Source organism: Stutzerimonas azotifigens DSM 17556 (assembly GCF_000425625.1).
Classification (GTDB): Bacteria; Pseudomonadota; Gammaproteobacteria; order Pseudomonadales; family Pseudomonadaceae; genus Stutzerimonas; species Stutzerimonas azotifigens.
The window spans coordinates 38,296-64,077 of sequence record NZ_AUDU01000045.1 but is presented as its reverse complement, the minus strand read 5'-3'; the positions used below and the strand labels follow the sequence as shown (position 1 = coordinate 64,077).

The window sequence follows — 25,782 nt, the reverse complement described above, 5'->3', positions numbered from 1 at the left end:
CGGCCGGCGCTTCAGCGTCGCTCGCGCGCTTCGGCGCTGCGCAGCCTGGGCGCCAGCTTGTCGAGCACGCCGTTGACGAACTTGTGCCCGTCGGTGGCGCCGTAGACCTTGGCCAGCTCGATGCCCTCGTTGATCACCACGCGGTAGGGCACGTCGATGCGGTGCATCAGTTCGTAGGTCGACAGCCGCAGGATGGCCAGTTCCACCGGATCGAGTTCCGCCAGCGGGCGATCCAGAAGAGGCGTGATCGCCTCGTCGATGTCGCCCTTGTTGTGCGCCACGCCGGTCAGCAGCTCATGGAAGTACGGGCCGTCGACGCCGCTGAAATCGTTGTCCACGCGGAACTGCGCTTCGATCTCGTTCAGCGACTGGCCGGCCATGTGCCACTGATACAGCGCCTGCATGGCCAGCCCGCGGGCGACCCGGCGCGTGGCGATCTTGCCCTTGGCCGGCTTGGCCGGCTGGGCATCGGGACTGTCGTCGCGATTCAGGCTCACTTGGCCTCCAGCTGCGCCAGCAGGCTTACCATTTCCAGGGCGGACAGTGCGGCTTCGGCGCCCTTGTTGCCGGCCTTGGTGCCGGAGCGCTCGATGGCCTGCTCGATGGAGTCGACGGTCAGCACGCCGAAGGCGACCGGCACGCCGAATTCCATGGACACCTGGGCCAGGCCCTTGGTGCATTCGCCGGCAACGTATTCGAAGTGCGGGGTGCCACCGCGAATGACCGCACCGAGGGCGATGATGGCGTCGAATTCGCCGCGCTGGGCGACCTTCTGCGACACCAGCGGAATTTCGAAGGCACCCGGCGCGCGGATGATGGTGATGTCGTCTTCACTGACGCCGTGGCGTACCAGCGCGTCGACCGCGCCGCTGACCAGGCTTTCGACCACGAAGGCGTTGAAGCGGCCTACGACCAGGGCGAACTTTCCTTTGGGGGCGATGAAGGTACCTTCAATGGTCTTCAGGGACATGAGCAGGTCTCGTATGCGTTAAAGAGCCAGGGCGCGGGCCCTGAAAATAAGCGTTGTTCGTGCCCACTCCGGGAAGTGGGCGGTAATCGTTGCTGCTTCCCCTCTCCGGGGCTTCTTACCCTCTCCCCCGGGAGAGGGGCCAGGGGTGAGGGACTTGGCACCGCATGGCGGCCAGTATCCCTTACCCGCCCTTCGGGCACCCTCTCCCGGACTTCTTACCCTCTCCCCTGGGAGAGGGGCCAGGGGTGAGGGACTTGGCACCGCATGGCGGCCAGTATCCCTCACCCGCCCTTCGGGCACCCTCTCCCGGACTTCTTCCCCTCTCCCCCGGGAGAGAGGCCAGGGGTGAGGGACTTGGCACCGCATGGCGGCCAGTATCCCTCACCCGCCCTTCGGGCACCCTCTCCCGGAGGGAGAGGGGGATCAGTTGCGGCTTGCAGCCGCTTTTATTCAGCGGGCAGGTATTCTACAACCTCGAGGTCGAAGCCGGATATCGCGTTGAACTTCACCGGCGAGCTCATCAGGCGCATCCGTCGCACGCCCAGGTCCCGCAGGATCTGCGAGCCGGCGCCGACCGTGCTGTAGGTGCCCGGCGTCTTGGCCGGCCGACCGGCGGTGCCTTCGCGCACGTGGGCCAGCAGGTCCTCGCTGTCCAGCGGGTGGCCGAGCAGCAGCACCACGCCGCTGCCGGCCTCGGCCACCTTGGCCATGGCCGCGCGCAGGCTCCAGCGGCCGGGCTGGCGCACCATCAGCAGGTCGCGCAGCGGGTCCATGTTGTGCACCCGCACCAGCGTCGGCTCTTCCTTGCAGATTTCGCCGAGCACCAGCGCCATGTGCACGTCGCCCTCGACCGAGTCGCGGTAGGTCACCAGGCTGAACTGCCCCAGCTCGGTGTCCAGCGGCTGCTCGGCGATGCGCTCGATGGTGTGCTCGTGGATCAGCCGGTAGTGGATCAGGTCGGCGATGGTGCCGATCTTGATGCCATGCTCCTGGGCGAACACCTCCAGTTCCGGACGCCGCGCCATGGTGCCGTCGTCGTTCATGATCTCGCAGATCACCCCGGTCGGCTCGAAACCGGCCATGCGCGCCAGGTCGCAGGCCGCCTCGGTATGCCCGGCACGCGCCAGCACGCCGCCGGCCTGCGCCATCAGCGGGAAGATGTGCCCGGGGCTGACGATGTCCTCGGCCTTGGCGAACTTGGCCGCCGCCACCTGCACGGTGCGCGCCCGGTCGGCCGCCGAGATGCCGGTGGTCACGCCCTCGGCGGCCTCGATGGAGACGGTGAACTTGGTGCCGAAGCCCGAACCGTTGCGCGGCGCCATCAGCGGCAGCTTGAGCGTCTCGCAGCGTTCGCGGGTCATCGGCATGCAGATCAGGCCGCGGGCGAAGCGCGCCATGAAGTTGATGTGCTCGGGCTTCACGCACTCGGAAGCCATGATCAGATCGCCTTCGTTCTCCCGGTCCTCGTCATCCATGAGGATGACCATCTTGCCCTGGCGGATATCTTCGATGAGTTCTTCGATGTTGTTCAGTGCCATCAGGGCAGGTCCTATTTCAGATAACCGTGTTCGGCCAGGAAGCCTTCGGTGATGCCGCCTGTGCGGCCGCTGGATTCGGCCGCCTTGTCGCCGAGCAGCAGGCGCTCGAGGTAGCGCGCCAGCAGGTCGACCTCGAGGTTCACCTGCCGCCCCGGCCGGTAGTCGGCCATGATGGTCTCGGCGAGCGTGTGCGGGACGATGGTCAGCTCGAACTCGGCGCCGTCCACCGCATTGACCGTCAGGCTGGTGCCGTCGACGGTGATCGAGCCCTTCATGGCGATGTACCTGGCCAGCTCGGCCGGCGCACGCACCCGGAACTGCACGGCGCGAGCGTTTTCCTCGCGGGCGACGATCTCGCCGACGCCGTCGACGTGGCCGCTGACCAGATGCCCGCCGAGGCGGCTGGTGGGCGTGAGGGCCTTCTCCAGGTTGACCCGGCTGCCGGGCTTGAAGTCGACAAAGGCCGTGCGGGCCAGGGTCTCGCGGCTGACATCGGCCCAGAAGCCGTCGCCCGGCAGCTCGACCGCGGTGAGGCAGACGCCGTTGACTGCGATGCTGTCGCCGAGCCTGACGTCGGACAGGTCGAGTTTGCCGGTCTCGACCAGCACGCGCACGTCGCCGCCCTTGGGCGTGAGCGCGCGGATGGTGCCGATGGATTCGATTATGCCGGTGAACATGACGCCTCCCCGGCAGCGCAGATGGAAACTTGCATATGGACGAACTCCTGTTTGTGAAAAACAGGGCGTGCGATCGAAAAGGGATCGGACCGGCGCGCGAACGGCGTCGGTCGGGATATCCCGCTCTCTCTCATCCGGACTGTGACCGTCGGCTCCGGAATCGCACCGGATCTGCTGACCTTGCCTGGGGCAAGCGCTCGCGGGCTGGACGCATGGCGTCATCACCGCCGGTGGGGAGTTTCACCCCGCCCTGAGAACGTATGGGCCTTGCGGCCCGGCGGCGTTTTTACCACAGTTTCAGCCTCACCAGTAGTTCTCCACCGCCACCTGGCCGGGCCGGCGGGTCAGGCTGAGGTTCATGTCCATCGCCTTGAGCAGGTGCCGGGTCTCCTCGATCATCGCCGGGTTGCCGCACAGCATCACCCGCGAATGCTCGGGCGTGAGCTTCAGATCGGCGGCGCGCTCCAGCTCGCCGCTGGGCAGCAGCGTGGTGATGCGGCCGTACAGCATGCCCGGCACCTGCTCGCGGGTGACCACCGGCAGGTAAGTCAGCCGGGCGCGCAGGTCCTGCAGGTAGTCGCGCTCGGGCAGCGTACCGATGAGCGTCTGGTAGGCGAGTTCGCGCGCCTCGCGGGCGCTGTAGACCAGCACGATGCGCTCGAAACGCTCCCAGGCCTCGAAGTCCTGCAGGATCGAAACGAAGGGCGCGACCCCGGTGCCGGTGGCCAGCAGCCAGAGGTCGCGGCCGTCGGGGAAGCGGTCGAGGGTCAGGTAGCCGAACGCCTGCCTGTCCACCAGCAGCTCGTCGCCCGGGCGCAGGCGGCTGAGCTCGCTGGTGAACTCGCCGCCGGGCACCACGATGGAGAAGAAGTCGAGGAACTCGTCATGCGGCGCCGACACCATCGAGTAGGCGCGCCAGACGATGCTGCCGCTGGCCTTGCGCACCCCGAGGCGCGCGAACTGGCCGGCGCGGAAGCGGAAGCCCGGGTCGCGGGTGGTGCGCAGGGTGAACAGGCTGGGCGTCAGCGTCTCGACCTCGAGCAGGTGCTGACGGGTGAACTTCTCTTCGCTGGCGGTCATACTTCGCTCCCTTCGGAGTATCGGGCCCGTTCAGGGATACTCCATTCCGACGCCGACAAACACCGCCAGTTTCCATGCCTATTCTCGAAACGCCCCTCGCCCGCCTCGACCTGATCCGCCAGCCCGAGCAGGCCAACGAGCCGCTGCAGGCGTTCGACGCGGCGGACGAATACCTGCTTGCGCACCTGCACGAGCAGGGGCTGGACGCCGGCGCGCGGGTGCTGATCCTCAACGACGGCTTCGGCGCGCTGGCCTGCTCGCTGGCGGGCCAGGCGCAGGTGGTCAGCAGCGGCGACTCCCATCTCGGCCACCTGGCGCTGGCGAAGAACCTGGCGCGCAACGGCCTCGCCGGGGAGACGGTGACCTTCGTGCCGGCCAGCGAACCCTTCGAAGGCACGTTCGACCGGGTGCTGATCCGCGTGCCGAAGACGCTCGCGCTGTTGGAGGAGCAGCTGATCCGCCTGCACGGCCGGCTCGCCCCCGGCGCCCGGGTGATCGCCGCGAGCATGGTCAAGCACCTGCCGCGCGTCGCCGGCGAGCTGCTCGAGCGCCATGTCGGCCCGGTGCAGGCCTCGCTGGCGGTGAAGAAGGCCCGGCTGCTGTTCGCCACTCCGGAGCCGAAGGCGGCGCCGCGTTCGCCCTACCCCACCCGCTACCGGCTCGAGCAGCCGCCGATCGAACTGCTCAACCACGCCAACCTGTTCTGCCGCGACGGGCTGGACATCGGCACCCGCGCCTTCCTGCCGTACCTGCCGCGCGCCCTCGGTTCGCTGCGGGTGGCCGATCTCGGCTGCGGCAACGGCGTGCTCGGCATCGTCTACGCGCTGGGCAACCCGCAGGCCGAGCTGACCCTGGTGGACGAGAGCTACATGGCGGTGCAGTCGGCGCGCGAGAACTGGCGGGCGATCCTCGGCGAGCGCGTGGCGGACATCCGCGCCGGCGACGGCCTGGCCGAGCAGCCGCCACAGTCGCTCGACCTGGTGCTGTGCAACCCGCCATTCCACCAGCAGCAGGTGGTCGGCGACTTCCTCGCCTGGCGCATGTTCCAGCAGGCGCGCGCGGCCCTGGTCAAGGGCGGCGAACTGTGGATCGTCGGCAATCGCCACCTGGGCTATCACCACAAGCTCAAGCGGCTGTTCGGCCGGGTCGAGCAGGCGGGTGCGACGCCGAAGTTCGTCGTATTGCGAGCGACCAAGGGGTGAAGGGGCACGGTGGAAAACGCTGCGCGGTTTTCCACCCTACGTCCGGTCCAGCGTAGGGTGGATGACGGCGAAGCCTCATCCACGCGTCTCCCGGCGCCCATGCCGGATCAGTAGCTGTCCTTCATTTCCCGATAGCGCGCCTCCAGCTCCTGGCGGATCTGCCGACGCTGCTGCGCCTGCACGAAACGCCGGCGCTGGTCGGGCGTCTGCGGTTCCAGCGGCGGCACCGGAGTCGGCTTGCCGTCCTCGCCCATCGCCACCATGGTGAAGAAGCAGCTGTTGGTGTGGCGCACCGTCTTGCCGCGGATGTGCTCGGTGACCACCTTGATGCCCACTTCCATGGAGGTGTTGCCGGTGTAGTTGACCGAGGCGAGGAAGGTCACCAGCTCGCCGACGTGCACCGGCTCGCGGAAGTTGACCTGGTCCACCGAGAGGGTGACCACGTAGTGGCCGGCGTAGCGGCTGGCACAGGCGTAGGCGACCTCGTCCATGTACTTGAGCAGCGTGCCGCCATGCACGTTGCCGGAAAAGTTCGCCATGTCCGGCGTCATCAGCACGGTCATGATCAATTCGGTACTGCCGGGTAGCATGCTGCGGCTCCGTCGCGGGGATTGGCTCAACTGTAGCCCAGCGCGCGGTCGATTGCCGCATACCAGGCTGCCGCGAAGACAGGGCGCGTGCTAGCCTCGGCGCCCCCGCTGGAGTCGTCACCCATGTCCATCGAGAGCCGCCTGCAGCTACGTCGTCATCGCCCCTTCCTGCGCTTCTGGTTCGCCCGGGTGTTCACCGCCAGCGCCTTCCAGATGATCACCGTGGCCATCGGCTGGCACCTCTACACGCTGACCGGCAGCGTGCTGGACCTGGGCCTGGTGGGGCTGGTCGAGTTCCTCCCGCGCATCCTCTTCATGCTGCACACCGGGCACGTCGCCGACCGCTTCGACCGGTGCAGGGTGGCGGCGCTGTGCCAGACGGTGCAGGGCCTGACCGCGCTGGCGCTGGTGATCGGCAGCCTCACCGACAGCGTCAGCCGCGAGATGATCTTCGTCATCGCCTTCGTCTTCGGCACCGCGCGCGCCTTCGAGATGCCGACCACCCAGGCGCTGCTGCCGAACATCGTCCCGGCCGGGCTGTTCCCCGCCGCCGTGGCCGCCTCCGCCTCGGCGACGCAGACCGCGACCATCGTCGCGCCGGCACTCGGCGGCTTCCTGTTCGCGTTCGGCGAGGTCTGGGCCTACGGGCCGAGCGTGGCGCTCTATGCCCTGGCGGTGTGCCTGGTGCTCGGCCTGCCGGCACGCCAGCAACCGCTGAAGCAGGAGAAGGCCAGCCTGCACTCGCTGCTCGCCGGCATCCGTTTCATCCGCAGCCGCCGGGACATCTTCGGGGCGATATCGCTGGACCTGTTCGCCGTGCTGCTGGGCGGCGCCACCGCGCTGCTGCCGGTGTTCGCCCGGGACATCCTGCTCACCGGCCCCTGGGGCCTCGGCCTGCTGCGCTCGGCCCCGGCCGCGGGCGCGCTGGCGATGGCCTTCTGGCTGGCGCGCTTTCCGATCGAGCGCCGCATCGGGCGGGTGATGTTCACCGCCGTCGGCGTGTTCGGCGTGGCGACCATCGCCTTCGGACTGTCCACCTCGTTCTGGTTCTCGCTCGCGGTGCTGGCGGTGCTCGGCGCGGCGGACATGATCAGCATGGTCATCCGCGGCGCCTTCGTGCAGTTGGAGACGCCGGATGAGATGCGCGGCCGGGTCAGCGCGGTGAACGGCCTGTTCATCGGTGCCTCGAACCAGCTCGGCGAGTTCGAATCGGGCGTGACCGCCGCCTGGTTCGGTACCGTCCCGGCGGTGGTGCTCGGCGGCGCCGGCACCCTGGCGATCGCCGGATTGTGGATCAAGCTGTTCCCGACCCTGGCCCGGCGCGACCGGATGAGCGAGCTCAAGCCGGAGCAGGCCTGAAGCAGACGTAGGGTGGAAAACCGCGAAGCGTTTTCCACCCTGGCCACGGCGGCGCCCGTAAAGAGCATCGCCCCGAGGGCGGGCCTCCCACAAAGGCAAACGGTGCCACCGGAACCTGTGGGAGGCGCGCCCTCGCGGCGACAGCGGGCCGAGCGAGGCGGATGAGGCTGCGCCGTCATCCACCCACCCTACGCGCTGTGGCAGCGGTCTCGATCGCGATAACGGCCGGCGGCGGTGTCGCAGCGTTCACGGTCAGTACCGCCCACAGGAGCATCGCCCCGAGGGCGGGCCTCCCACGAAAGCAAACGGCACCACTGGATCCTGTGGGAGGCGCGCCCTCGCGGCGACAGCGGGCCGAGCGAAGTGGATGAGGCCTCGCCGTCATCCACCCCTATGTTCAGATCAGCTTGTCCGGCGTGATCGGCAGGTCGCGCACGCGCTTGCCGGTGGCGTGGTAGATGGCATTGGCGATGGCCGCCGCGACGCCGACGATGCCGATCTCGCCGACGCCCTTGGAGCCCAGGTCGTTGACCACGCTGTCCTCTTCTTCGACGAAGAACACCTCGATGTCGTGGACGTCGGCGTTCACCGGCACGTGGTACTCGGCCAGGTTGTGGTTCATGAAGCGGCCCAGCCGGTGGTCGGTCCAGGTCTCCTCTTGCAGCGCCATGCCGATGCCCCAGACCACCCCACCGGTGATCTGGTTGGCGGCGGTCTTCGGGTTGACCACCCGCCCGGCCGCCACCGCGCTGACCACGCGAGTCACCCGCACGGTGCCGAGCGCCTCGTCCACGCGCACCTCGGCGAACACCGCCGAATGGGTCCCGGTCGCCCACTTCTTGCGCTCCTCGCCCGGCTCGGCCCGGGCCTCGGCCTCAAGCGTGCCGCTGGTCTGGATGACCTGCGCCAGGCTGACGCGCGCCTGCGGGTCGCGTCGGGAGATCAGTTCACCGTTCTCGAAGCTCACGTCGTCCAGGCTGGCGCCGGTGAACGGCGAGGCCGGGGTCTGCTGCGCGGCGTCGAGGATGTGCTGGCGCAGGCTGGCACAGGCCCGGCTGACCGCGCTGCCGACCGAGGACACCGTGGCCGAACCGCCTTCCAGCGGCGCCTTCGGCAGCGCGGAGTCGCCGAGGCGGAATTCCACCTTGTCGACCGGCAGGCCCAGGGCGTCGGCGGCGATCTGGGTCATGGCGGTGTAGGTGCCGGTGCCGATGTCGGCGGTGGCGCTGCTGACCACCAGCCGGCCGTCGCTTTCCAGGCAGGCCTTGGCGCTGGCCGGCATCTGCATCGCTTCCCAGACGCCGGTGGCCATGCCCCAGCCGATCAGCTCGCGGCCCTCGCGCAGGCTGCGCGGCTCCAGCGGCCGGCGCGACCAGCCAAAGCGCTCGGCCCCCTGCTCGTAGCAGGCGCGCAGCTCCTTGCTCGAATAGGGCTTGCCCTGGTTGCCGTTGATGTCCGTGTAGTTGCGCAGGCGCAGCTGCAGCGGGTCGATGGCAGCCGCATAGGCCACCTCGTCCATCGCCATCTCCAGCGCGTAGACGCCCACGGCCGCGCCGGGCGCGCGCATGTCCAGCGGCGTATAGACGTCCAGCGAACCGAGTTCGTATTCGAGTTTGACGTTATCGCAGGCGTACAGCGCGCCGGACCATTCCACTTCGTGCTCGGTGAAGTCCTCGAAGCGCGAGGTCTGCCCCAGCGAGCCGTGGAACAGCGCCTCCAGCTGCCCGTTGGGCGAGGCGCCGATGGCCAGCCGCTGCAGGGTGCGCGGCCGATAGCCGAAGGTGAACATCTGCTGGCGCTTGAGCTCGACCCGCACCGAGCGCTTGAGCCTGAGCGCGGCCATCACCGCCAGCGGCAGCTGGTACTGCGGTCGCAGCCCGGAGCCGAAGGCGCCGCCGACGAAGGGCGCGCACACCCGCACCTTGCCCTGCAGGCCGAACACCTTCTCCACGTACTGCATGCAGTTTTGCACGCCCTGGGTCTTGTCGTGGATCAGCAGCTCGCCGCCCGGCTGGTAGTGCACGGTGGAGGCATGCGGCTCCATCGGGTTGTGGTGCTCGATCGGCGTACCGTACTGGTGCTCGACCTGCAGCGCCGCGCCGCGATAGGCGTCCTCGAAATGGCCACGCGACGGCACCTCCCCCGGCGCTGGATGGGCATGGTCGCGTACCAGGGCGAGGTCGGTCTGGTGCGGCTCGGCCTCGTACTCGATGCGCACCAGCGAAGCGGCATGGCGCGCCGCCTCCAGGCTCTCGGCCACCACCAGCGCCAGCGGCTGGCCGCTGTAGAGCACGCGGTCGTTGTATAGCGGCCGGAAGGGCGAGCCCTCGGCGGCATCCTCGTCCTCGTAGGGCTCGTCGTAGCTGGCGATCGGCGGGCGGTTCTCGTGGGTCAGCACCAGCCGCACGCCGGGCACGGCCTCGGCCGCCGTGCTGTCGATGGCGATCACCCGGCCACGGGCGATGGTGCCGTTGACCACGCTGCCGTAAAGCAGGCCGGGAATCTCGAACTCGGCGGCGTAGCGGGCCTGGCCGGTCACCTTGAGCGGACCGTCGACGCGATCCAGAGGCTGGCCCATCGGGGAAGTCGAAGGGGTCATCGGGCGGTTCCTCCGGCGGCGTCCGTCAGGGCCCGGATGATCGCGCGGCGCGCGAGCTCCGGCTTGAAGGCGTTGTAGGTCAGCGGCTGGCTGCCTTCGAGCAGCGCTTCGGCGGCCTGGGCGAAGGCGCCGTCCTCGGCGCGCCGGCCGACCAGCAGCGCCTCGGCCTTCTCGCGCCGCCAGGGCTTGTGCGCAACGCCGCCGAGGGCCAGGCGCGCCCGGCGGATGGTGTTGCCGTCGAGGTCGAGCGCGGCGGCCACCGAGACCAGCGCGAAGGCATAGGAGGCGCGCTCGCGGACCTTGAGATAGGCGCTGTGATTGGCGAAGCCTTCGGCGGGCAGCTCGACCGCGGTGATCAGCTCGTCGTCCGCAAGCACGTTGTCGCGCTCGGGCTGGTCGCCGGGCAGGCGGTGGAAGTCCTCGAAGAGGATGCTGCGCTCGCCGTGCGGCCCCTTGACCTGCACCCGGGCCTCCAGCGCGGCCAGCGCCACGCACATGTCCGAGGGGTGCACGGCGACGCAGGCGTCGCTCGCCCCGAGGATCGCGTGCATGCGGTTGACACCATCGCGCGCGCCGCAGCCGGAGCCGGGCTCGCGCTTGTTGCAGGGCGTGCCGGTGTCGTAGAAGTACCAGCAGCGGGTGCGCTGCAGCAGGTTGCCGCCGGTGGTCGCCATGTTGCGCAGCTGCGCCGAGGCGCCCGAGAGGATGGCCTGCGCCAGCAGCGGATAACGGTGCTGCACCTCCGGGTGCCAGGCCAGGTCGGAGTTGCTCACCAGCGCGCCGATGCGCAGCCCGCCCTCGAGGGTGCTGGCGATCTCGCCCAGCGGCAGCCGGGTGATGTCGATCAGCCGCCCGGGCCGCAGCACGTTCTCCTTCATCAGGTCGAGGATGTTGGTGCCGCCGGCGATGAAGCGGCTGTCCGGGCCGGCCAGGGCGACCGCCTCGTCCACCGAGCTCGGGCAGGCATAGTCGAACGGGTTCATCGCTCACCCTCCTCCAGCCACGCGCGGGTCTGCGGCGCGGCCTCTTCGATGGCGGCGAGGATGTTCGGGTAGGCGCCGCAGCGGCAGATGTTGCCGCTCATCTGCTCGCGGATGTCGTCGCGGCCCTGCGCCCGCCCTTCGGCCACCAGGCCGACCGCCGAGCAGATCTGCCCGGGCGTGCAGTATCCGCACTGGAAGGCGTCGTGGCTGACGAAGGCCGCCTGCATCGGGTGCAGCTGGTCGCCGCGTGCCAGCCCCTCGATGGTGGTCACGCGCTTGCCATCGCACATCACCGCCAGGGCCAGGCAGGCGTTGATGCGCTTGCCGTCCACCAGCACGGTGCAGGCGCCGCACTGGCCGTGGTCGCAGCCTTTCTTGGTGCCGGTCAGGCCGAGTCGCTCGCGCAGCAGATCGAGCAGGGTGGTCCAGGGCTCGACGTCGAGGGAACGGTGCTGGCCGTTGAGTTCAAGCGTGACGGGGCGGGCGGCGATGCCGCCACCCCCGGTGCAAGGGTGTCTGGCGCTCATGGGAGCCTCACGGTTGGGCTGATGGCGCTTCCATGCAGTCGGGCAGTCCGCGTTCTAGGGGGTACGACTGCGCACGGGCGGCAAATGTTCAGCGGGCGCCCCGCTGGCCGGGGCTGCGTGCGCCGGATGTCCGAATCCGCGACGGGCGAGGAACCGCGCCCCCGCGGCGCCGTCGAATACCGGCCCCGACCGCTACCAATGGGCTAGCCCGGCAGCGTGGCAACGGTCGCCGGGTTCGGCCTATAATCGCGGCCGCTTTTTTCGCCCCTGGCCACGCATCGGCCGATAACGGAGCCATCGACCATGAGCTACAGCAAGATCCCGGCTGGCAAAGACCTGCCCAACGACATCTACGTCGCGATCGAGATCCCGGCCAACCACGCCCCGATCAAGTACGAAATCGACAAGGACAGCGACTGCCTGTTCGTCGACCGCTTCATGGCCACTCCGATGTTCTATCCGGCCAACTACGGCTACATCCCCAACACCCTGGCCGACGACGGCGACCCGCTCGACGTGCTGGTGGTGACCCCCTACCCGGTCGCGCCGGGCGCCGTGATCCGCGCCCGCCCGGTCGGCGTGCTGCACATGACCGACGAAGCCGGCGGCGACGCCAAGCTGGTCGCCGTGCCGCACGACAAGCTGAGCGTGCTGTACAAGGACGTCCAGGAATACACCGACCTGCCGCCCCTGCTGCTCGAGCAGATCAAGCACTTCTTCGAGAACTACAAGGACCTCGAGAAGGGCAAGTGGGTGAAGGTCGAAGGCTGGGGCGGCGCCGAAGAAGCCCGCGCCGAGATCACCAAGGCGGTTGCGGCTTACCAGAAGTAGGTCGACACCACCCCCGGAAGCCGGCCACAAGCCGGCTTTTTATTGCCTATGACGCAGCCAGTGGCTGATCGGCAGGCGGATGTGTCGCCTTTTCTAACCAAGTTTTCATCGTTGCGGAATAAACCGGCCGCTCGAACGTCTGCTCTCGTCAGCAAGCCATCCGGGCGGTGCAAACCGATGCGTCAGGACATCACAGACGAACAGCTACGCGCGCTGCTGCCTCGGCTACGCCGGTTCGCGCTCTGGTTGACACGCCACGGCGCCAGCGCGGACGACCTGGTGCAGTCGGCTGTCGAGCGCGCGTTGACCTGGCGCGGCACCCGTCAGGCTGACGGCGATCTGCGCGCCTGGCTGTTCACCATCCTGTACCGGCAATTCATCGACGGCCAGCGACGTCAGCGGCGCTATGCACGCATCCTGGCGCTGTTCGTCCACGCCGAGGAGCAGACGACCGCCACCGAGGAGGTGGCCGAGGCGCGCTCCATGCTGGAAGCCTTCGCCAGACTCGCGCCCGAGCAGCGGGCGCTGCTCCTGTTGGTGGGCGTCGAGGGGCTAAGCTATCGCGAGGCCGCCGATGCCCTGGGCGTTCCGATCGGCACCGTGATGTCCCGCCTCTCGCGTGCCCGTCATGCGTTGCGTGCACTCGGCGAAGGGCAGATCAATTTACCACCCGTGCGATTACTCAAATGAGGCCGACCCCTCCCAGCCAGGACGAACTGAGCGCCTACCTGGACGGCGAACTGAGCCCCACGCGCCTGGCCGAGATCGAAGCGCTCGCAGCCACCGATGCCTCGCTGGCCAGCGAGATCACCAGGCTGCGGGCCGAAACGCAGCAACTGCGCGCGGCCTTGGCCGCTCTGCCGTCACCAGAGCCCGCACCACGCCTCGATCCGGCCGCGCTGCGCCGCGGACTCAGGCAACGCCGGCAGCGGCGCTTGGCGACCGCCGCCTCGCTGATGCTGGCGCTGGGGCTCGGTATCACCGGTGGCTGGTACGGCCGGGAGCTTGCCGCGCCGGCACCGGGCCTGCCGATGGCCGACGCGGTGCAGGCCTACCACCTGTTCAGCGGAGAAAACGCACCGCCGGTGGACTTCGCCGCCAATGAACCCGGCGCGCTGCAGCACTGGCTCGATCGCCATTTCGACGCCGCCGCACCGATGCCAGATCTGGGGCCTTACGGCTTTCACCCGGTCGGCGCGCGCCTGATGGCCACCGAACAGGGCGCGGCCGCCGTCGTGCTCTACAAGGATGAGCGTGGCGAGACGGTACTGTTCTACATCCGCCCGCCGGGACGTACGGCCATCGGGCGCGGCAGCCGGCGCGACGACGGCCTGGTGGCTCAATACTGGGCCGATCGCAGCTACCACTATGCGGTGGTGAGCGTCGGCAGCAGCCCGCGCTCGGCTGCCGTACAACAGGCGCTGGCCCCGCTGATCTGACAGCGCACGGAATATCCGCGCGCGCGGCTCGTCCTGACAGGCACCCCCACCACCTGTCAGGAATACCGATGGACGACCTACCAATCCTCCCAACCGCTCGCATCGCGCTCGCCCTCGGCGCGCTGGCCTGGGCGAGCATGGCCTCAGCCCAGGACGACCAGCCCGCCGCGCCGACCGAAGCGCCCGGTTTCACCGCAGAAAACAACGCCGCCATGGCGCGCATGATGGTCGCCATGCACATGGAGCCGAGCGGCGACGTCGACCGCGACTTCGTCGAAATGATGGTGCCGCATCACCAGGGCGCCATCGACATGGCGAAGGCCATGCTCCGCTACGGTCGCAGCGAACCCCTCAAACGCCTGGCGCAGGAAATCATCATCACCCAGCAACAGGAGATCGCGGCGATGCGCCTGGCCATCGGCGACCCGCTGCCCGCCGCACCCACCTCGGCGGCACCAACCGATTCCCAGCCTGCCCACACCCACCGCTGACCTGGAGCCCCCGATGATCGTCACTCGTCTTTTCCTGCGCACGGCACTTGCCACCGCCCTCGCCGGCCTGTCGGCACCACTGCTGGCCGGACAGGTGCCCGGCCTGCTGGAAGCACCCGATATCCCGATCAGCCATCGCGACCGCGTCTATGCCGCCGAACAGTTTTCCAACACGGTGTCGGTCACCGATCCGGCGAGCAACGAGCTGCTCGGCGTGATCCGGCTCGGCGAGACGCAGCCGGGCAACCTCAGCCCGCTGTACCGGGGGCAGGTGCTGGTGCACGGCCTCGGCTTTTCGCCGGATCACCGTACGCTGGCGGTGGTCTCCATCGGTTCGAATTCGGTCAGCTTCATCGACACGGCGACCAATGCAGTCAGGCATGTGACCTACCTCGGCCGCGCGCCGCACGAAGCCTTCTATACACCCGACGGCCGCGAAATCTGGGTGACGGTGCGTGGCGAGGACTACATCGCGGTACTGGACGCAGGGACCTTCGAGGAGAAGACCCGCATCCGGGTCCCGGCCGGCCCGGGCATGCAGATCTTCTCCCCCGATGGCCGCTATGGCTACGTGTGCTCGTCGTTCAGCCCGCAGACGAGCGTGATCGAGGTGGCCGAGCACCGCGTCGTGGCGACGCTGCCGCAGGCCAGCCCGTTCTGCCCCAACCTGGCGGCCTCACCCGACGGCAGGCAGCTCTGGCTGACCCTGAAGGACGTGGGCAAGGTCCAGGTGTTCGACGCGCGACCGCCCTTCCACCTGCTCACAACCCTGGATACCGGCCCGATCACCAATCACGTGAATCTCGCCCACAACGCCCGCGGCACCTTCGCCTACGTTACCCTCGGCGGACTGAATCAGGTCAAGGTGTTCGACGCCGGGACCTTCGAGCAGCTCGCCACTCTCGACGTGGGGCGCCTGCCGCACGGCCTCTGGCCCTCCGCCGACGGCACGCGCATGTACGTCGGACTGGAAAACGCCGACGCCCTCGCGGTGATCGACGCGCTCGAGCACCGGCTGCTGAGCACCGTGCCGATCGGCCAGGCCCCGCAGGCGGTGGTCTACGTTCCCCAGGCCGTCCCGCAGGGCGACGGCAGGGCCAATCTGCAACCACTCGGCGTCGCAGCCGAGACGCTGCAACTGAGCCTGGTATCGACGCAACGGGGCACCGGCGAGCGCGCCCCGACGACGGTCACGCTCTTCGAACAGGGGTTGTCGCAGGTGCTGCAGGCCTCGGTCACCGGTCTGGAGCCGAAACACCCTTACCTGCTGGCGCTCGCCGAGCGCCCCGATGGCGAAGGTGCGCTGCAGCCACTGGCCGCCTTCAACAGCAACCCTGCGGGCGCCGCCATCGTCAACGCGGTAGGGCCGTTCCGGCAGGTTGTCCAGCAGCCGGCCGAGAGCCAGCGCCGCTACCTGGTGATCGTCGCCGGCAGCGCCAGCGCACCGGGCCGCGTCATCCAGCGCCAGGCAATGTAGGCGTTGCACCGCCTGGCACGCCGGGCGGTGGTTGGCCGCGCGCATACCACGTCTTCCGGGCACTGTGGTCGGGTGCTAGAGTCCCTGGCCATGACCTCCTCGACCACACATCGCCTCACGACCGCCTGGCTGCTCTCTCTCGGCCTGCTGCTGGGGCTGCTCGCCTGCGGCCTGCATCACGGGCAGGCCGCAGGGCTGGCGCTGAGCGGGCTGACTGACGGCGGGTTCTGCTCGCACAGCCTGTCGACCGGTCCCGCCGTGGAACTCGCATCGCCGATGGCGGAGGTCAGCTCGTTGCATGCCTGTCCGCTGTGCTCGTCCTTCGGGCCGACGCTCGCCCCCTTCGATGCCGGTGGCCTGGGGCTGCTGGCCGGCGAAGCGCCCTCGCCCGCGGCGCTCGCCCAATGGCCCGGCGCCTCGCCGCGCCTGCTGCGCCCGGCGCTCGCCCCACGCGCCTCGCCGCTGCCGAATGCGTGAACGCGCGACCAGCGCCGACTCCGCCCCTTCGAACAGGATGCCCGCCGTCCGCGGGCCTGATCAGCGATCCGCTCTCGCGCGACGGCCGTCGCGCGCATCGACAAGGAAACCGACATGAAACTGCCCGCCCTCATGACCCTCACCGCCGCCCTGCTCACCGCCCCGCTGGCGGCGCTGGCGCACGATGACCACCCTCACGCCAGCCTGCGCGTCGAGAACGCCTGGGCGCGGGCCACGCCGCCCGGGCTGCCGAACGGCGCGGCCTATTTCACCCTGCACAACGAGGGCGCCGAGGACGACCGGCTGGTCGGCGCCGAGACGCCGGTGGCCGACAAGGCCGAGGTGCATGAGCATGCGCAGGTCGACGGGCTGATGAAGATGCGCCAGGTCGGGAGCGTGGTGGTGCCGGCCGGCGGCGAGGTGGCCTTTGCGCCCATGGGCTACCACGTCATGCTGTTCGGCTTGAAGCAGCCGCTGAAGGATGGCGAACGCTTCCCGCTGACGCTGCGCTTCGAGCACGCCGGCGAGATCGAGCTGGAGGTGCCGGTGACCGCACAGGCGCCAGCCCCGGCGGCGCACGGCGCCGGCCATCACGCCCACTGAGGCGACCGGCGGCGCCTTAGGGTGTAATGCCGTTCGCTTAGGCAAACTCGCCTCGAGGTCGGCCTCCGACAGCGTGCGGCTCGGACGCTTTTGTGGGAGGCCGCGCCCGCTCCTGACGGGCTTGCGGCATTCACCATATCCCTGTGGATTGCGCCCCCCTGGCGGCGATGGCAGGCATCGCCTGCCCGAAGAGCATTGGTGGAATGCCTTCCCTCATCCGGCCCTGCGGGCCACCTTCTCCCGCGGGGAGAAGGGAAAGGGCAGATGCCGAATCTCGTAGATGGGTCGGGCGGCGTTCGCGTAGGGTGGGCTTCAGCCCACCAGAGAGGCCACGGCTTTCAGCAGTCGGTGGGCTAAAGCCCACCCTACGCCCACCCACGCCCACGGCGCTGAGGTGCCCGTCGTCAGCCGCCGCGCGCCAGCAGCACGCCGACGACGATCGCCAGCAGCAGCGAGACGCACTTCCAGAACAGCACCGGGTTTCGCTCCATCAGCGGCGGGCGGGTCCGCGCCAGGTAGGTCCGGCTGGGGTGGCGCAGGTCGTGGACGAATTCCGAGAGTGCCTCGTAGCGCCGGTACGGGTCCGGGTGCAGCGCCTTCTTCAGCACCTCGTCGATCCAGGCGGGGATCGCCCTTTCGCCGTCGTGCAGCGGCCGGTAGCGCAGGCGCTTCTGTGCCGCGCGGGTGCGCGCGCCGGCGACCGCGGTGCCGTAGGGCAGTTGCCCGTCGCCGAGCAGCTGGTAGGCGATCACCGCCAGCGAGAACTGGTCCGAACGCGGCGTGCCGCCCTCGCCGAGGAAATACTCGGGCGCGGTGTAGGCGGCGGTGCCGAGGATGTCGTCGGCACCGGCCGCCGGGCCGGTCTCCAGCAGCCCGGCCACCCGCGTCGAACCGAAGTCTATGATCTTCAGGGTGCCGGTGGCGTCGATCATCAGGTTCTGCGGGCGCAGGTCCTGGTGCAGCATCTCCAACCGGTGGAAGGCGCGCAGGCCGCGGGCGATCTGCTCGACGATGCCGCGCACGGTCTCCAGGTCCGGCCGCGGGTGATCGATCATCCATTGCGCCAGGGTCTGGCCTTCGATCAGCTCGGTCACGCTGTACAGGTAGTTGCGCCGCCGCTCCGGCAGCCCCGCCTGGAGCACGTGCGGGCTGTGGATGCGCCGGGCGATCCATTCCTCGAGCAGGAAGCGCTCGCGGTAGGCGCGGTCATGCTGCTGGTCGATCGAGGGCGTCTTGAGCGCCACCGGCGTGCCCGTCGCCTCGTCCAGCGCCAGGTACAGGTGGCTGCGGCTGCTGGCGTGCAGCTCACGGACGATGCTGTAGCCGTCGAAGCGGTCGCGTGCCTGCAGCAGCGGCGGCAGCGGCAGTTCGTCGGCCCGGCGCAACTGCTCGCGGGCCTCGCCGTCGGGTACCGCCTCGATGCGCAGGACCTGCGCGGTGAGGTTGTCGTCGCTGCCGTTGGCCAGCGCCCGCTCCACCAGCGCCCGCGCGGCCGCATCGAGGTCGCCGCCGTGTCCCCGCAGCAGCGCCAGCATGTCGGCCGCTGCCAGGTGCTCGTGCACGCCGTCGGTGGTCAGCAGGAAGAGGTCGCCGGGCTCGACCGGCAGGGCGCGGTAATCGATTTCCAGGCGTGAGTCGATGCCCAGCGCGCGGCCGAGGTAGCTGGTCTCGGAGGACACCCAGACACGGTGGTCCTCGGTCAGCGGCTCCAGCGCGTCACCGCGCAGGCGCCAGATGCGGGCGTCGCCGACATGGAACAGGTAGGCGGTGGCGGACTTGAGCACCAGGGCGCTGAAGGTGCAGACGTAGCCGCGGTCGCGGTCGTAGCGGTACTGGCTCTGCCGTGTCTGGGCATGCAGCCAGGAGTTGAGGGCGCGCAGCACGCGTTCGGCGGATTTCTTCACCGACCAGGTTTCCGAGGTGGCGTAGTAGTCCTCGAGAAAGCCCTTGACCGCCGACTCGCTGGCCACCTGGCTGACCGCGCTGCTGCTGATGCCGTCGGCCAGCGCGGCGACGATGCCCTTGCTGCCGAGCAGCGGCGGGTTCGGCACCAGGGCGCCGTGGAAGTCCTGGTTGACGGCCTTGCGGCCGCCCGCCGAATGCTGGCCGAGGGAGACGACGAGTCGGTTGCTCATGTGCGGACACGACGGCGCCCCGGCCCTGCGCGAAGGCCGGGGCGCCTGCAAGGGATCAGGCGGCGACGCGCTTGGCGCCGGTGCGCACGTGGGTGGCGTAGAGGGTCAGGCCGGTGAAGGCCAGGCCGCCGACCAGGTTGCCCAGTGCCGTGGGGATTTCGTTCCAGATCATGTAGTCCATGATCGAAAAGTCGCCGCCCATGAGCATGGCGGTCGGGAACAGAAACATGTTCACCACCGAGTGCTCGAAGGCCATGTAGAAGAACAGCATGATCGGCATCCACATGGCGATGACCTTGCCGCTGACGTTGGTGGAGATCATCGCCCCGACCACGCCCATGGACACCATCCAGTTGCACAGCATGCCGCGGATGAAGATGGTCAGCCAGCCGGCCAGGCCGTACTCGGCATAACCCAGGGTGCGCGCCTCGCCGATGCTGGAGAGCTTCTCGCCGACCGCGCCGGGCTCGGTGGAAAAGCCCATGGTGAAGACGAAGGCCATCATCACCGCCACGGTCAGCGCGCCGACGAAGTTGCCGACGAACACCAGGCCCCAGTTGCGCAGCACGCCCTTGACGGTCACGCCCGGGCGGCGGTCCAGCAGCGCCAGCGGCGCCAGCACGAAGACGCCGGTGAGCAGGTCGAAGCCCATCAGGTAGAGCATGACGAAGCCCACCGGGAAGAGCATGGCGCCGACCAGCGGCTCGCCGGTCTGCACGGTGATGGTCACGGCGAATACCGCCGCCAGGGCGAGGATGGCGCCGGCCATGTAGGCGCGGATCAGGGTGTCGCGGGTGGACATGAAGATCTTCGATTCGCCGGCGTCCACCATCTTGGTGGCGAACTCCGAGGGGACGATGTAGGACATGGAATGTCTCCGGGGTATTGACTGTTTAAAAAGGGAATTCGCCGGCCCGGACCGTCCGGGCCTCGTTCGTCACTCGATGCCGACTTCCACGGCATCGCCGTTGAGCCGCACCGGCCAGACCTTAAGGCGCTGCTCGGGATATTCGAGGCAACCGCCGTCGGCCAGGCGGAAGTGCTGCTTGTACAGCGGCGAAGCGATCACCAGGTCGCCCTTGAGCTGGCCGAGGAGGCCGCGGCCAATCACGTTGGCACCGGATTTCGGGTCCTTGTTGGCGATGGCGAACACCTGCTCGCCGGTCTCGCTGTCGGGCAGGTGGAACAGCGCCACCTGCTCGCCGTCGAGCCAGGCGACCACGCCGGAGTTGGCGACCAGGTCGCGGCGGCTGCACAGCGGGCGCCAGTGGGCGGCGCGGGCGGATGGGGACTCGACACGTACGGCGGTGGGCTGGCTCATCAGACGACCTCCTCGGCAACGGGGATGAGATGGAGTTCGGAAGCGCGGGCCGGGCGACGCTGTCCGCGCTCCTTGACGAAATGGATGTCCGGGTCGGGGCGCGCGTCGTTGACGAAGGTGCGGAAGCGCTTGAGCTTCTCCTCGTCCTTGAGCGCATTGGCCCACTCGCATTCGTAGGTGTCGACCACGTGCTGCATCTGCGCCTCGAGCTCGGCGGCGAGGTTCAGGCTGTCCGCGACGATCACTTCCTTCAGGTAGTCCAGCCCGCCTTCGAGCGACTCGCGCCAGACCGAGGTGCGCTGCAGGCGGTCGGCGGTGCGCACGTAGAACATCAGGAAGCGGTCGATGTAGCGCACCAGGGTCTCGTCATCGAGGTCGGTGGCCAGCAGCTCCGCGTGGCGCGGGCGCATGCCGCCGTTGCCGGCGACGTAGAGGTTCCAGCCCTTGTCGGTGGCGATCACGCCGACGTCCTTGCTTTGCGCCTCCGCGCATTCGCGGGTACAACCGCTGACGGCGAACTTGATCTTGTGCGGGGCGCGCAGGCCCTTGTAGCGGTTCTCCAGGAACAGCGCCATGCCGACGCTGTCCTGCACGCCGTAGCGGCACCAGGTGCTGCCGACGCAGGATTTCACCGTGCGCAGGCTCTTGCCGTAGGCGTGGCCGGTCTCGAAGCCGGCGGCGATCAGCTCGCCCCAGATGTCCGGCAGCTGGTGCAGCTGGGCGCCGAACAGGTCGATGCGCTGGCCGCCGGTGATCTTGGTGTAGAGGTCGTATTTCTTCGCCACCTCGCCGAGCACGATGAGCTTGTCGGGGGTGATCTCGCCACCGGCAATGCGCGGCACGATGGAGTAGGTGCCGTTCTTCTGCATGTTCGCCATGAATGTATCGTTGGTGTCCTGCAACGGAATCAGCGCCGGATCGGTGATCGGCTGGTTCCAGCAGGAGGCGAGGATCGAGCCCACCGCCGGCTTGCAGATATCGCAGCCCACGTGCCCGCGCCCGTGCCTGGCAAGCAGTTCCTCGAAACTCCTGATGCCCTCGACGCGCACGATGCCGTAGAGCGCCTGACGGGTATGGGCGAAGTGCTCGCACAGGCTCTTGTCCACCTCGACGCCACGGGCGCTGAGCTCGTGCTCGAAGACCTGCTTCAGGAGCGCCGCGCAGCCGCCGCAGCCGGTGGCGGCCTTGGTCGCGGCCTTGAGTTCGCCGAGGTCGATGACACCGGCGTCGACCTGGCAGCACACCGCGCCCTTGCTGACGTTGTGGCAGGAGCAAATGGTCGCGGTGTCCGGCAGCGCATCGGCGCCGAGCGCCGGGGCGCCCTCGCCGACTGGCAGGATCAGGCCCGAGGGTTCGGCCGGCAGCCTGATGCCGTTCTGCGCGTACTGCAGCAGGGTGTCGTAGTAGCTGTTGTCGCCGACCAGCACGGCGCCGATCACCGTCTTGCCGTCCGGCGAGACCACCAGGCGGCGGTAGCTGGCGCTGGCCTCGTCGATGAAACGGTAGCTCTTGCTGCCCGGGGTGGCGCCCTGGGCGTCGCCGATGGAGCCGACGTCCACGCCCAACAGCTTGAGCTTGGTGGACATGTCGGCACCGGTGAAGGGCGCGTGCGCCTCGCCGGCCAGCTGCGCGGCGACGGTGCGGGCCATGCTGTAGCCGGGGGCGACCAGGCCGAACACGCTGCCGTTCCAGGCGGCGCATTCGCCGACGGCGTAGATGGCCGGGTCCGAGGTACGGCAGTCGTTGTCCACCGCCACCCCGCCGCGCGCGCCCAGCTCCAGCCCGGCGGCGCGGGCCAGGGCGTCCTGCGGGCGGATGCCGGCGGAGAAGACGATCAGGTCGGTTTCCAGGAACTCGCCGTCCTGGAAGTTCATGCGGTAGGCGTATTCCTCACCGATGACGATCTCCTGGGTGGCGCGCGACAGGTGCACGCCGACGCCCAGCGCCTCGATGCGCGCCTTGAGCGCCGCTCCGCCCTCGGCGTCGAGCTGCACCGGCATCAGCCGCGGCGCGAATTCGACCACGTGGGCTTCCAGGCCCAGGGATTTGAGCGCATTGGCCGCCTCCAGACCGAGCAGCCCACCGCCGACCACCACGCCACGGCGCGCGCCCTGTGCGGCGGCGCGGATGGCGTCGAGGTCGTCGAGGGTGCGGTAGACCAGCCGCGAATTGCCCTCGGCGCCGGCGATCGGCGGCACGAAGGGATAGGAACCGGTGGCCAGGATGAGCCTGTCGTAGGGCTGGCGACCTTCGCAGGTCACCACCTCGCGGCGGGCGCGGTCGATCTGAAGCACCTGCACCCCGAGGTGGGCCTGCACGCCGTGGCGGGCGTAGTAATCGGCCTCGCACAGAGCCAGCGAGTCGGCGTCGCGACCGCCGAAGTACTCGGACAGGTGCACGCGGTCGTAGGCGCGCTGGCGCTCTTCGCCGAACAGGTGAACTTCGCAGCGGCCGGTCACGCCGCGCTCGATCAGTTGCTCGACGCAGTGATGGCCGACCATGCCGTTGCCGACGATGACCAGCCGTTCGCTCTTGATCGACGTGACGATGGAGTTCATAGCCGTTCCTCTCGATTCGATGCCGCCGCCAGCGAGGCTGGCTAAAACGCAAAAAAAAAGCGCCCGGAGCCAGCGAGTGGCTCCAGGCGCCTTTGCCTGATGTCTGGATTGTGGTGGGGCGATCAACCGGACCACGCTGTCCGATCCGCCGGTCCCGGGCCGCAGCCTGCGATCGATGAGATCGTTCGGGACATCCCGGGCGAGACCGGGACGGGATGGACGTAGCAGCATGCGTGCCAGGTTCTTTTCCAACGCCGCGATGGCCGCGCGACGGGGAGACGACGATTGCGTCCGCATCGGCCTGGGGCGCCGCTTCGAGGCTGCCAAGCGAAGCGGCGTATTGCAGCCGGCGCCGAGCGAAGGTCGTCGAACGCTGCGGGGGCTGGATTGCACCAGATGCAGGCGGAAAGGATTTTTTGCTCACCTTTTTGGGGCAGACGGACGCTCTGGCTCGCCACCGGGGGCCTGCGAGCCGGGGCCCGCCGGTCAACGATGGCGCATCCGGCGGCTGAACCGCGCCCCCTGGTCGCGGTCTGTGAGACAGCCCTCCGGCGATAGGCAACGTTCCTCGCCCCGTAGAGACCGAACCATGCGCCCGATCCCGCTTTCCCACCGCCTGCCCGACGTTCGCCAGCCGCACGAGGCCCGGCCATGAAGCTGCTCGTCTGCGGTGCCGGCGGCCAGGTCGGCCAGGCCCTGGTGGTGCAGGCGGCGAGCCTCGGCTACCAGGCGATCGCCATGGGCCACGACGCCCTGGACATCACCCGCAGCGACCAGGTCGACACGGCGCTGGCGCGCCACCGCCCGGACCTGCTGATCAATGCCGCTGCCTACACCAACCTCGACCATGCCGAAGCCGAGGTGGCCCAGGCTCGCGCGGTCAACGCCCGCGGCCCGGGCAACCTGGCGCGCGCCGCGGCTTCCTTCGGCATTCCGCTGTTCCACGTCTCCAGCGACTACGTGTTCTCTGGCGCCCCGGGACGGCCGCTGCGCGAGACCGATCCGACCGAGCCGACCGGTGTCTACGGGGCCACCCGCCTGGCCGGCGAGCAGGCGATCCAGACCACCCACGAGCAGCACCTGATCCTGCGCACCAGCTGGGTCTATGGCCTGTACGGCAACAACTTCGTCAAGACCATGCTCAAGCTCGGCGGCAAGGCCAACGAACTGTTCGTGGTGGACGACCAGATCGGCTGCCCGACCCGCGCGCAGAGCATCGCCCGGGTGCTGGTCCAGCTGGCGCACCGCTACCAGCTGCTGGGCTCGCTCGAGTGGGGCACCTATCACTACTGCAGCCGCGAACCCTGCTCCTGGCACGCCTTCGCCGTGGCCATCTTCGAGCAGGCCGTTCGGCACGGTCTGCTGTCCCGCAGTCCGCGCGTCTGGCCGATCTCCAGCGAGCGGCTGCCGCGCCGGGCCCCGCGCCCGGCCTGGTCGGTACTCGACTGCGAGCGCATCGAGCGCACCTTCGGCATCGTTCCCCGCTCCTGGCGCAACGAGCTGCCGCACGTGATCCAGCTGCTCGGCGAGCTGCCGGCCAGGCCCTTCCACCCCGCACCCAGCCGGGTGCCCTACCGGGTCTACCGATGAGTGCCCTTCCCGCCCGTTCGACACCGGACTGGCCAGATGCCAGATCGGCGGAAACCCTTTGCCGTCCCGCACGGTCTCATGCAGAGGCCCCGCGTACGGAAACCGTCATGTCCAGCACAAACACAAGAAGAGTCGGCATCTCAGGCACAGGGATGATTTCCCACGCCCTCGTCAGGCTGTTGATGCGCCACTGCCCGGACCTGGAACTCACCCGCGTCCTCACCCGCCGGCGCATCGCCGACCTGGACGGTTTCCCGCTGCCGGAAGCGCTGACCAACTCGATCGACGAGCTGATCGATCACTCCGACCTGATCGTCGAGTGCACCGGGGACGTGTTCTTCGGCACCGAGGTGATCGAGCGCGCCTTCGAGGCCGGCCTGCCGGTGGTCACGGTGAACGCCGAACTGCAGGTCACCACCGGCTCCTACCTGGCCGGCAAGGGGCTGCTGACCGAGGCCGAGGGCGACCAGCCCGGCTCGCTCGCCGCGCTGCACGAGGACGCCATGCAGATGGGCTTCCGCCCGCTGGTCTACGGCAACATGAAGGGCTTCCTCAACCACAACCCGACTCCGGAGGAGATGGCCTACTGGGCCAGGCGCCAGGGCATCAGCGTCGAGCAGACCACCTCCTTCACCGACGGCACCAAGGTACAGATCGAACAGGTGGTGGTCGGCAACGGCTTCGGCGCCACCATCAGCCGCCAGGGGCTCGAAGGCATGAGCTCCAGCGACCTGACCCACAGTGCCAACGCCCTGGGCCTGATCGCCGAGGGCCTCGGCCAGCCGCTGGTGGACTACGTGGTGCCCGACGGCTACCCGGCCGGCGGCGTGTTCCTGGTCTGCCGCCACGACGAGGACCAGGCGCCGGCGCTGGAGTACTTCAAGCTCGGCCCCGGCCCCTACTACGTGCTGACCCGGCCCTTCCACCTCTGCTCGCTGGAGGTGGGCAAGACCATCCGCCGGGTGTTCGCCGGCGGCGGCGTGCTGCTGAACAACTCCACCACGCCGACCCTCGGCGTGGGCGCCATCGCCAAGCGCGCGATGAAGCCGGGCGAGCTGGTCGAGCGCGGCATCGGCGGCTTCCAGTTCCGCGGCGAGGCCCTGCGCCTGGCCGACCACCCGGATCACGTGCCGATCGGCCTGCTGCGCAAGACCGCGCTCAAGCGCGCCGTGGAACCCGGCCAGTTGATCACCTTCGACGACGTCGACCTGCTGCCCAGCCGCGCGCTGGACATCGTCCTGCAGCAGCGCCGCGCGCTTGGCGAGCCGCCGGCGCCGAACGGCGACTGGGACGCGCCGGAGCGCTGCGCGCATACCAGCTGAGCCCTTCCACCCC

At 69.1% G+C, this 25,782-nt stretch carries 24 protein-coding genes and 1 riboswitch; of the genes, 11 read left to right on the top strand and 13 right to left on the bottom strand.

The window, feature by feature from the left end; genetic code table 11:
* Positions 1-11: 11 nt before the first annotated feature.
* The 5 genes from nusB to H610_RS0105020 form a co-directional block, all read right to left on the bottom strand.
* Positions 12-497, bottom strand: coding sequence for a transcription antitermination factor NusB (nusB, locus tag H610_RS0105040; RefSeq protein ID WP_028238669.1), 486 nt, complete (start codon positions 495-497; stop codon positions 12-14).
* Entirely contained in the window at positions 494-970 is a 477-nt protein-coding gene (gene ribH, locus H610_RS0105035; protein WP_028238668.1) for a 6,7-dimethyl-8-ribityllumazine synthase, read from the bottom strand. The genes nusB and ribH overlap by 4 nt, the downstream gene beginning before the upstream one ends.
* Before the next feature lie 446 nt (positions 971-1,416).
* Positions 1,417-2,508 (bottom strand): bifunctional 3,4-dihydroxy-2-butanone-4-phosphate synthase/GTP cyclohydrolase II, encoded by a 1,092-nt coding sequence (gene ribBA / locus H610_RS0105030; RefSeq protein WP_028238667.1) that lies wholly within the window; start codon positions 2,506-2,508, stop codon positions 1,417-1,419.
* Positions 2,509-2,519: 11 nt separating this feature from the next.
* The gene (locus H610_RS0105025) at positions 2,520-3,185 is read right to left on the bottom strand and encodes a riboflavin synthase (RefSeq protein WP_028238666.1); all 666 of its coding nucleotides are present in this window, start codon (positions 3,183-3,185) and stop codon (positions 2,520-2,522) included.
* A 118-nt stretch (positions 3,186-3,303) separates the two neighbouring features.
* Positions 3,304-3,447: riboswitch (FMN riboswitch) on the bottom strand.
* Between the two features lie 41 nt (positions 3,448-3,488).
* A complete protein-coding gene (locus tag H610_RS0105020; RefSeq protein ID WP_028238665.1) occupies positions 3,489-4,265 on the bottom strand; it encodes a ferredoxin--NADP reductase in 777 nt (258 codons plus the stop codon).
* Between the two features lie 74 nt (positions 4,266-4,339).
* Here H610_RS0105020 and H610_RS0105015 point away from each other — a divergent pair, with 74 nt between their 5' ends.
* A complete protein-coding gene (locus H610_RS0105015) occupies positions 4,340-5,467 on the top strand; it encodes a methyltransferase (RefSeq protein ID WP_028238664.1) in 1,128 nt (375 codons plus the stop codon).
* A gap of 107 nt (positions 5,468-5,574) precedes the next feature.
* On the opposite strand, the gene H610_RS0105010 is transcribed toward H610_RS0105015, so the two are convergent.
* On the bottom strand, positions 5,575-6,057 hold the full coding sequence (locus H610_RS0105010) for an acyl-CoA thioesterase (protein WP_028238663.1): 483 nt from the start codon (positions 6,055-6,057) through the stop codon (positions 5,575-5,577).
* Positions 6,058-6,180: 123 nt separating this feature from the next.
* Between H610_RS0105010 and H610_RS0105000 the strand changes: the two genes are divergently transcribed.
* Positions 6,181-7,416, top strand: coding sequence for an MFS transporter (locus tag H610_RS0105000; protein ID WP_028238662.1), 1,236 nt, complete (start codon positions 6,181-6,183; stop codon positions 7,414-7,416).
* A 397-nt stretch (positions 7,417-7,813) separates the two neighbouring features.
* On the opposite strand, the gene H610_RS0104990 is transcribed toward H610_RS0105000, so the two are convergent.
* From H610_RS0104990 to H610_RS0104980, 3 genes are read right to left on the bottom strand one after another with little or no spacing between them, the layout of a single operon-like run.
* Positions 7,814-10,015, bottom strand: coding sequence for a xanthine dehydrogenase family protein molybdopterin-binding subunit (locus H610_RS0104990; RefSeq protein WP_028238661.1), 2,202 nt, complete (start codon positions 10,013-10,015; stop codon positions 7,814-7,816).
* Positions 10,012-10,998 carry an FAD binding domain-containing protein gene (locus tag H610_RS0104985; protein WP_028238660.1) on the bottom strand — a complete coding sequence of 329 codons (987 nt, stop codon included), beginning with the start codon at positions 10,996-10,998 and terminating at the stop codon, positions 10,012-10,014. The genes H610_RS0104990 and H610_RS0104985 overlap by 4 nt, the downstream gene beginning before the upstream one ends.
* Positions 10,995-11,525: a (2Fe-2S)-binding protein gene (locus H610_RS0104980; protein ID WP_051231512.1), complete on the bottom strand. Its 531-nt coding sequence runs from the start codon at positions 11,523-11,525 to the stop codon at positions 10,995-10,997. Before H610_RS0104980 ends, H610_RS0104985 begins: the two co-directional genes overlap by 4 nt.
* A gap of 303 nt (positions 11,526-11,828) precedes the next feature.
* Between H610_RS0104980 and ppa the strand changes: the two genes are divergently transcribed.
* The 7 genes from ppa to H610_RS0104945 all read left to right on the top strand — a co-directional run bounded on the left by ppa (position 11,829) and on the right by H610_RS0104945 (position 16,843).
* Positions 11,829-12,356 carry an inorganic diphosphatase gene (gene ppa / locus H610_RS0104975; RefSeq protein WP_028238658.1) on the top strand — a complete coding sequence of 176 codons (528 nt, stop codon included), beginning with the start codon at positions 11,829-11,831 and terminating at the stop codon, positions 12,354-12,356.
* 177 nt (positions 12,357-12,533) lie between these two features.
* Positions 12,534-13,046 carry a sigma-70 family RNA polymerase sigma factor gene (locus tag H610_RS0104970; protein ID WP_028238657.1) on the top strand — a complete coding sequence of 171 codons (513 nt, stop codon included), beginning with the start codon at positions 12,534-12,536 and terminating at the stop codon, positions 13,044-13,046.
* On the top strand, positions 13,043-13,795 hold the full coding sequence (locus H610_RS0104965; protein ID WP_028238656.1) for an anti-sigma factor family protein: 753 nt from the start codon (positions 13,043-13,045) through the stop codon (positions 13,793-13,795). The genes H610_RS0104970 and H610_RS0104965 overlap by 4 nt, the downstream gene beginning before the upstream one ends.
* Before the next feature lie 68 nt (positions 13,796-13,863).
* On the top strand, positions 13,864-14,286 hold the full coding sequence (locus H610_RS23280; RefSeq protein WP_043237670.1) for a DUF305 domain-containing protein: 423 nt from the start codon (positions 13,864-13,866) through the stop codon (positions 14,284-14,286).
* 13 nt (positions 14,287-14,299) lie between these two features.
* The gene (locus tag H610_RS0104955; RefSeq protein ID WP_028238655.1) at positions 14,300-15,763 is read left to right on the top strand and encodes a YncE family protein; all 1,464 of its coding nucleotides are present in this window, start codon (positions 14,300-14,302) and stop codon (positions 15,761-15,763) included.
* Positions 15,764-15,853: 90 nt separating this feature from the next.
* On the top strand, positions 15,854-16,240 hold the full coding sequence (locus H610_RS24515) for a hypothetical protein (RefSeq protein WP_051231511.1): 387 nt from the start codon (positions 15,854-15,856) through the stop codon (positions 16,238-16,240).
* A gap of 114 nt (positions 16,241-16,354) precedes the next feature.
* Entirely contained in the window at positions 16,355-16,843 is a 489-nt protein-coding gene (locus H610_RS0104945; protein WP_028238654.1) for a copper chaperone PCu(A)C, read from the top strand.
* Positions 16,844-17,247: 404 nt separating this feature from the next.
* Here H610_RS0104945 and H610_RS0104940 read toward each other — a convergent pair whose 3' ends face one another.
* From H610_RS0104940 to nirB, 4 genes are all read right to left on the bottom strand, one after another.
* A complete protein-coding gene (locus H610_RS0104940) occupies positions 17,248-18,978 on the bottom strand; it encodes a bifunctional protein-serine/threonine kinase/phosphatase (protein WP_028238653.1) in 1,731 nt (576 codons plus the stop codon).
* Between the two features lie 55 nt (positions 18,979-19,033).
* On the bottom strand, positions 19,034-19,846 hold the full coding sequence (locus H610_RS0104935; protein ID WP_028238652.1) for a formate/nitrite transporter family protein: 813 nt from the start codon (positions 19,844-19,846) through the stop codon (positions 19,034-19,036).
* Between the two features lie 69 nt (positions 19,847-19,915).
* The gene (nirD, locus tag H610_RS0104930; protein WP_028238651.1) at positions 19,916-20,299 is read right to left on the bottom strand and encodes a nitrite reductase small subunit NirD; all 384 of its coding nucleotides are present in this window, start codon (positions 20,297-20,299) and stop codon (positions 19,916-19,918) included.
* Positions 20,299-22,857, bottom strand: coding sequence for a nitrite reductase large subunit NirB (gene nirB, locus H610_RS0104925; protein ID WP_028238650.1), 2,559 nt, complete (start codon positions 22,855-22,857; stop codon positions 20,299-20,301). The genes nirD and nirB overlap by 1 nt, the downstream gene beginning before the upstream one ends.
* 651 nt (positions 22,858-23,508) lie before the next feature.
* Between nirB and rfbD the strand changes: the two genes are divergently transcribed.
* Both rfbD and H610_RS0104915 read left to right on the top strand, forming a co-directional pair.
* On the top strand, positions 23,509-24,447 hold the full coding sequence (gene rfbD, locus H610_RS23270) for a dTDP-4-dehydrorhamnose reductase (protein ID WP_051231509.1): 939 nt from the start codon (positions 23,509-23,511) through the stop codon (positions 24,445-24,447).
* Between the two features lie 152 nt (positions 24,448-24,599).
* Entirely contained in the window at positions 24,600-25,769 is a 1,170-nt protein-coding gene (locus H610_RS0104915) for an NAD(P)-dependent oxidoreductase (RefSeq protein WP_028238649.1), read from the top strand.
* Positions 25,770-25,782 lie beyond the last annotated feature (13 nt).

What these genes read in the sequence shown, in the direction of transcription:
- ribH (WP_028238668.1), bottom strand. Translation starts at nt 970, where the DNA reads ATGTCCCTGAAGACCATTGAAGGTACCTTCATCGCCCCCAAAGGAAAG.
- ribBA (WP_028238667.1), bottom strand. Translation starts at nt 2,508, where the DNA reads ATGGCACTGAACAACATCGAAGAACTCATCGAAGATATCCGCCAGGGC.
- H610_RS0105025 (WP_028238666.1), bottom strand. Translation starts at nt 3,185, where the DNA reads ATGTTCACCGGCATAATCGAATCCATCGGCACCATCCGCGCGCTCACG.
- H610_RS0105020 (WP_028238665.1), bottom strand. Translation starts at nt 4,265, where the DNA reads ATGACCGCCAGCGAAGAGAAGTTCACCCGTCAGCACCTGCTCGAGGTC.
- H610_RS0105015 (WP_028238664.1), top strand. Translation starts at nt 4,340, where the DNA reads ATGCCTATTCTCGAAACGCCCCTCGCCCGCCTCGACCTGATCCGCCAG.
- H610_RS0105010 (WP_028238663.1), bottom strand. Translation starts at nt 6,057, where the DNA reads ATGCTACCCGGCAGTACCGAATTGATCATGACCGTGCTGATGACGCCG.
- H610_RS0105000 (WP_028238662.1), top strand. Translation starts at nt 6,181, where the DNA reads ATGTCCATCGAGAGCCGCCTGCAGCTACGTCGTCATCGCCCCTTCCTG.
- H610_RS0104990 (WP_028238661.1), bottom strand. Translation starts at nt 10,015, where the DNA reads ATGACCCCTTCGACTTCCCCGATGGGCCAGCCTCTGGATCGCGTCGAC.
- H610_RS0104985 (WP_028238660.1), bottom strand. Translation starts at nt 10,998, where the DNA reads ATGAACCCGTTCGACTATGCCTGCCCGAGCTCGGTGGACGAGGCGGTC.
- H610_RS0104980 (WP_051231512.1), bottom strand. Translation starts at nt 11,525, where the DNA reads ATGAGCGCCAGACACCCTTGCACCGGGGGTGGCGGCATCGCCGCCCGC.
- ppa (WP_028238658.1), top strand. Translation starts at nt 11,829, where the DNA reads ATGAGCTACAGCAAGATCCCGGCTGGCAAAGACCTGCCCAACGACATC.
- H610_RS0104970 (WP_028238657.1), top strand. Translation starts at nt 12,534, where the DNA reads ATGCGTCAGGACATCACAGACGAACAGCTACGCGCGCTGCTGCCTCGG.
- H610_RS0104965 (WP_028238656.1), top strand. Translation starts at nt 13,043, where the DNA reads ATGAGGCCGACCCCTCCCAGCCAGGACGAACTGAGCGCCTACCTGGAC.
- H610_RS23280 (WP_043237670.1), top strand. Translation starts at nt 13,864, where the DNA reads ATGGACGACCTACCAATCCTCCCAACCGCTCGCATCGCGCTCGCCCTC.
- H610_RS0104955 (WP_028238655.1), top strand. Translation starts at nt 14,300, where the DNA reads ATGATCGTCACTCGTCTTTTCCTGCGCACGGCACTTGCCACCGCCCTC.
- H610_RS24515 (WP_051231511.1), top strand. Translation starts at nt 15,854, where the DNA reads ATGACCTCCTCGACCACACATCGCCTCACGACCGCCTGGCTGCTCTCT.
- H610_RS0104945 (WP_028238654.1), top strand. Translation starts at nt 16,355, where the DNA reads ATGAAACTGCCCGCCCTCATGACCCTCACCGCCGCCCTGCTCACCGCC.
- H610_RS0104940 (WP_028238653.1), bottom strand. Translation starts at nt 18,978, where the DNA reads ATGAGCAACCGACTCGTCGTCTCCCTCGGCCAGCATTCGGCGGGCGGC.
- H610_RS0104935 (WP_028238652.1), bottom strand. Translation starts at nt 19,846, where the DNA reads ATGTCCTACATCGTCCCCTCGGAGTTCGCCACCAAGATGGTGGACGCC.
- nirD (WP_028238651.1), bottom strand. Translation starts at nt 20,299, where the DNA reads ATGAGCCAGCCCACCGCCGTACGTGTCGAGTCCCCATCCGCCCGCGCC.
- nirB (WP_028238650.1), bottom strand. Translation starts at nt 22,857, where the DNA reads ATGAACTCCATCGTCACGTCGATCAAGAGCGAACGGCTGGTCATCGTC.
- rfbD (WP_051231509.1), top strand. Translation starts at nt 23,509, where the DNA reads ATGAAGCTGCTCGTCTGCGGTGCCGGCGGCCAGGTCGGCCAGGCCCTG.
- H610_RS0104915 (WP_028238649.1), top strand. Translation starts at nt 24,600, where the DNA reads ATGATTTCCCACGCCCTCGTCAGGCTGTTGATGCGCCACTGCCCGGAC.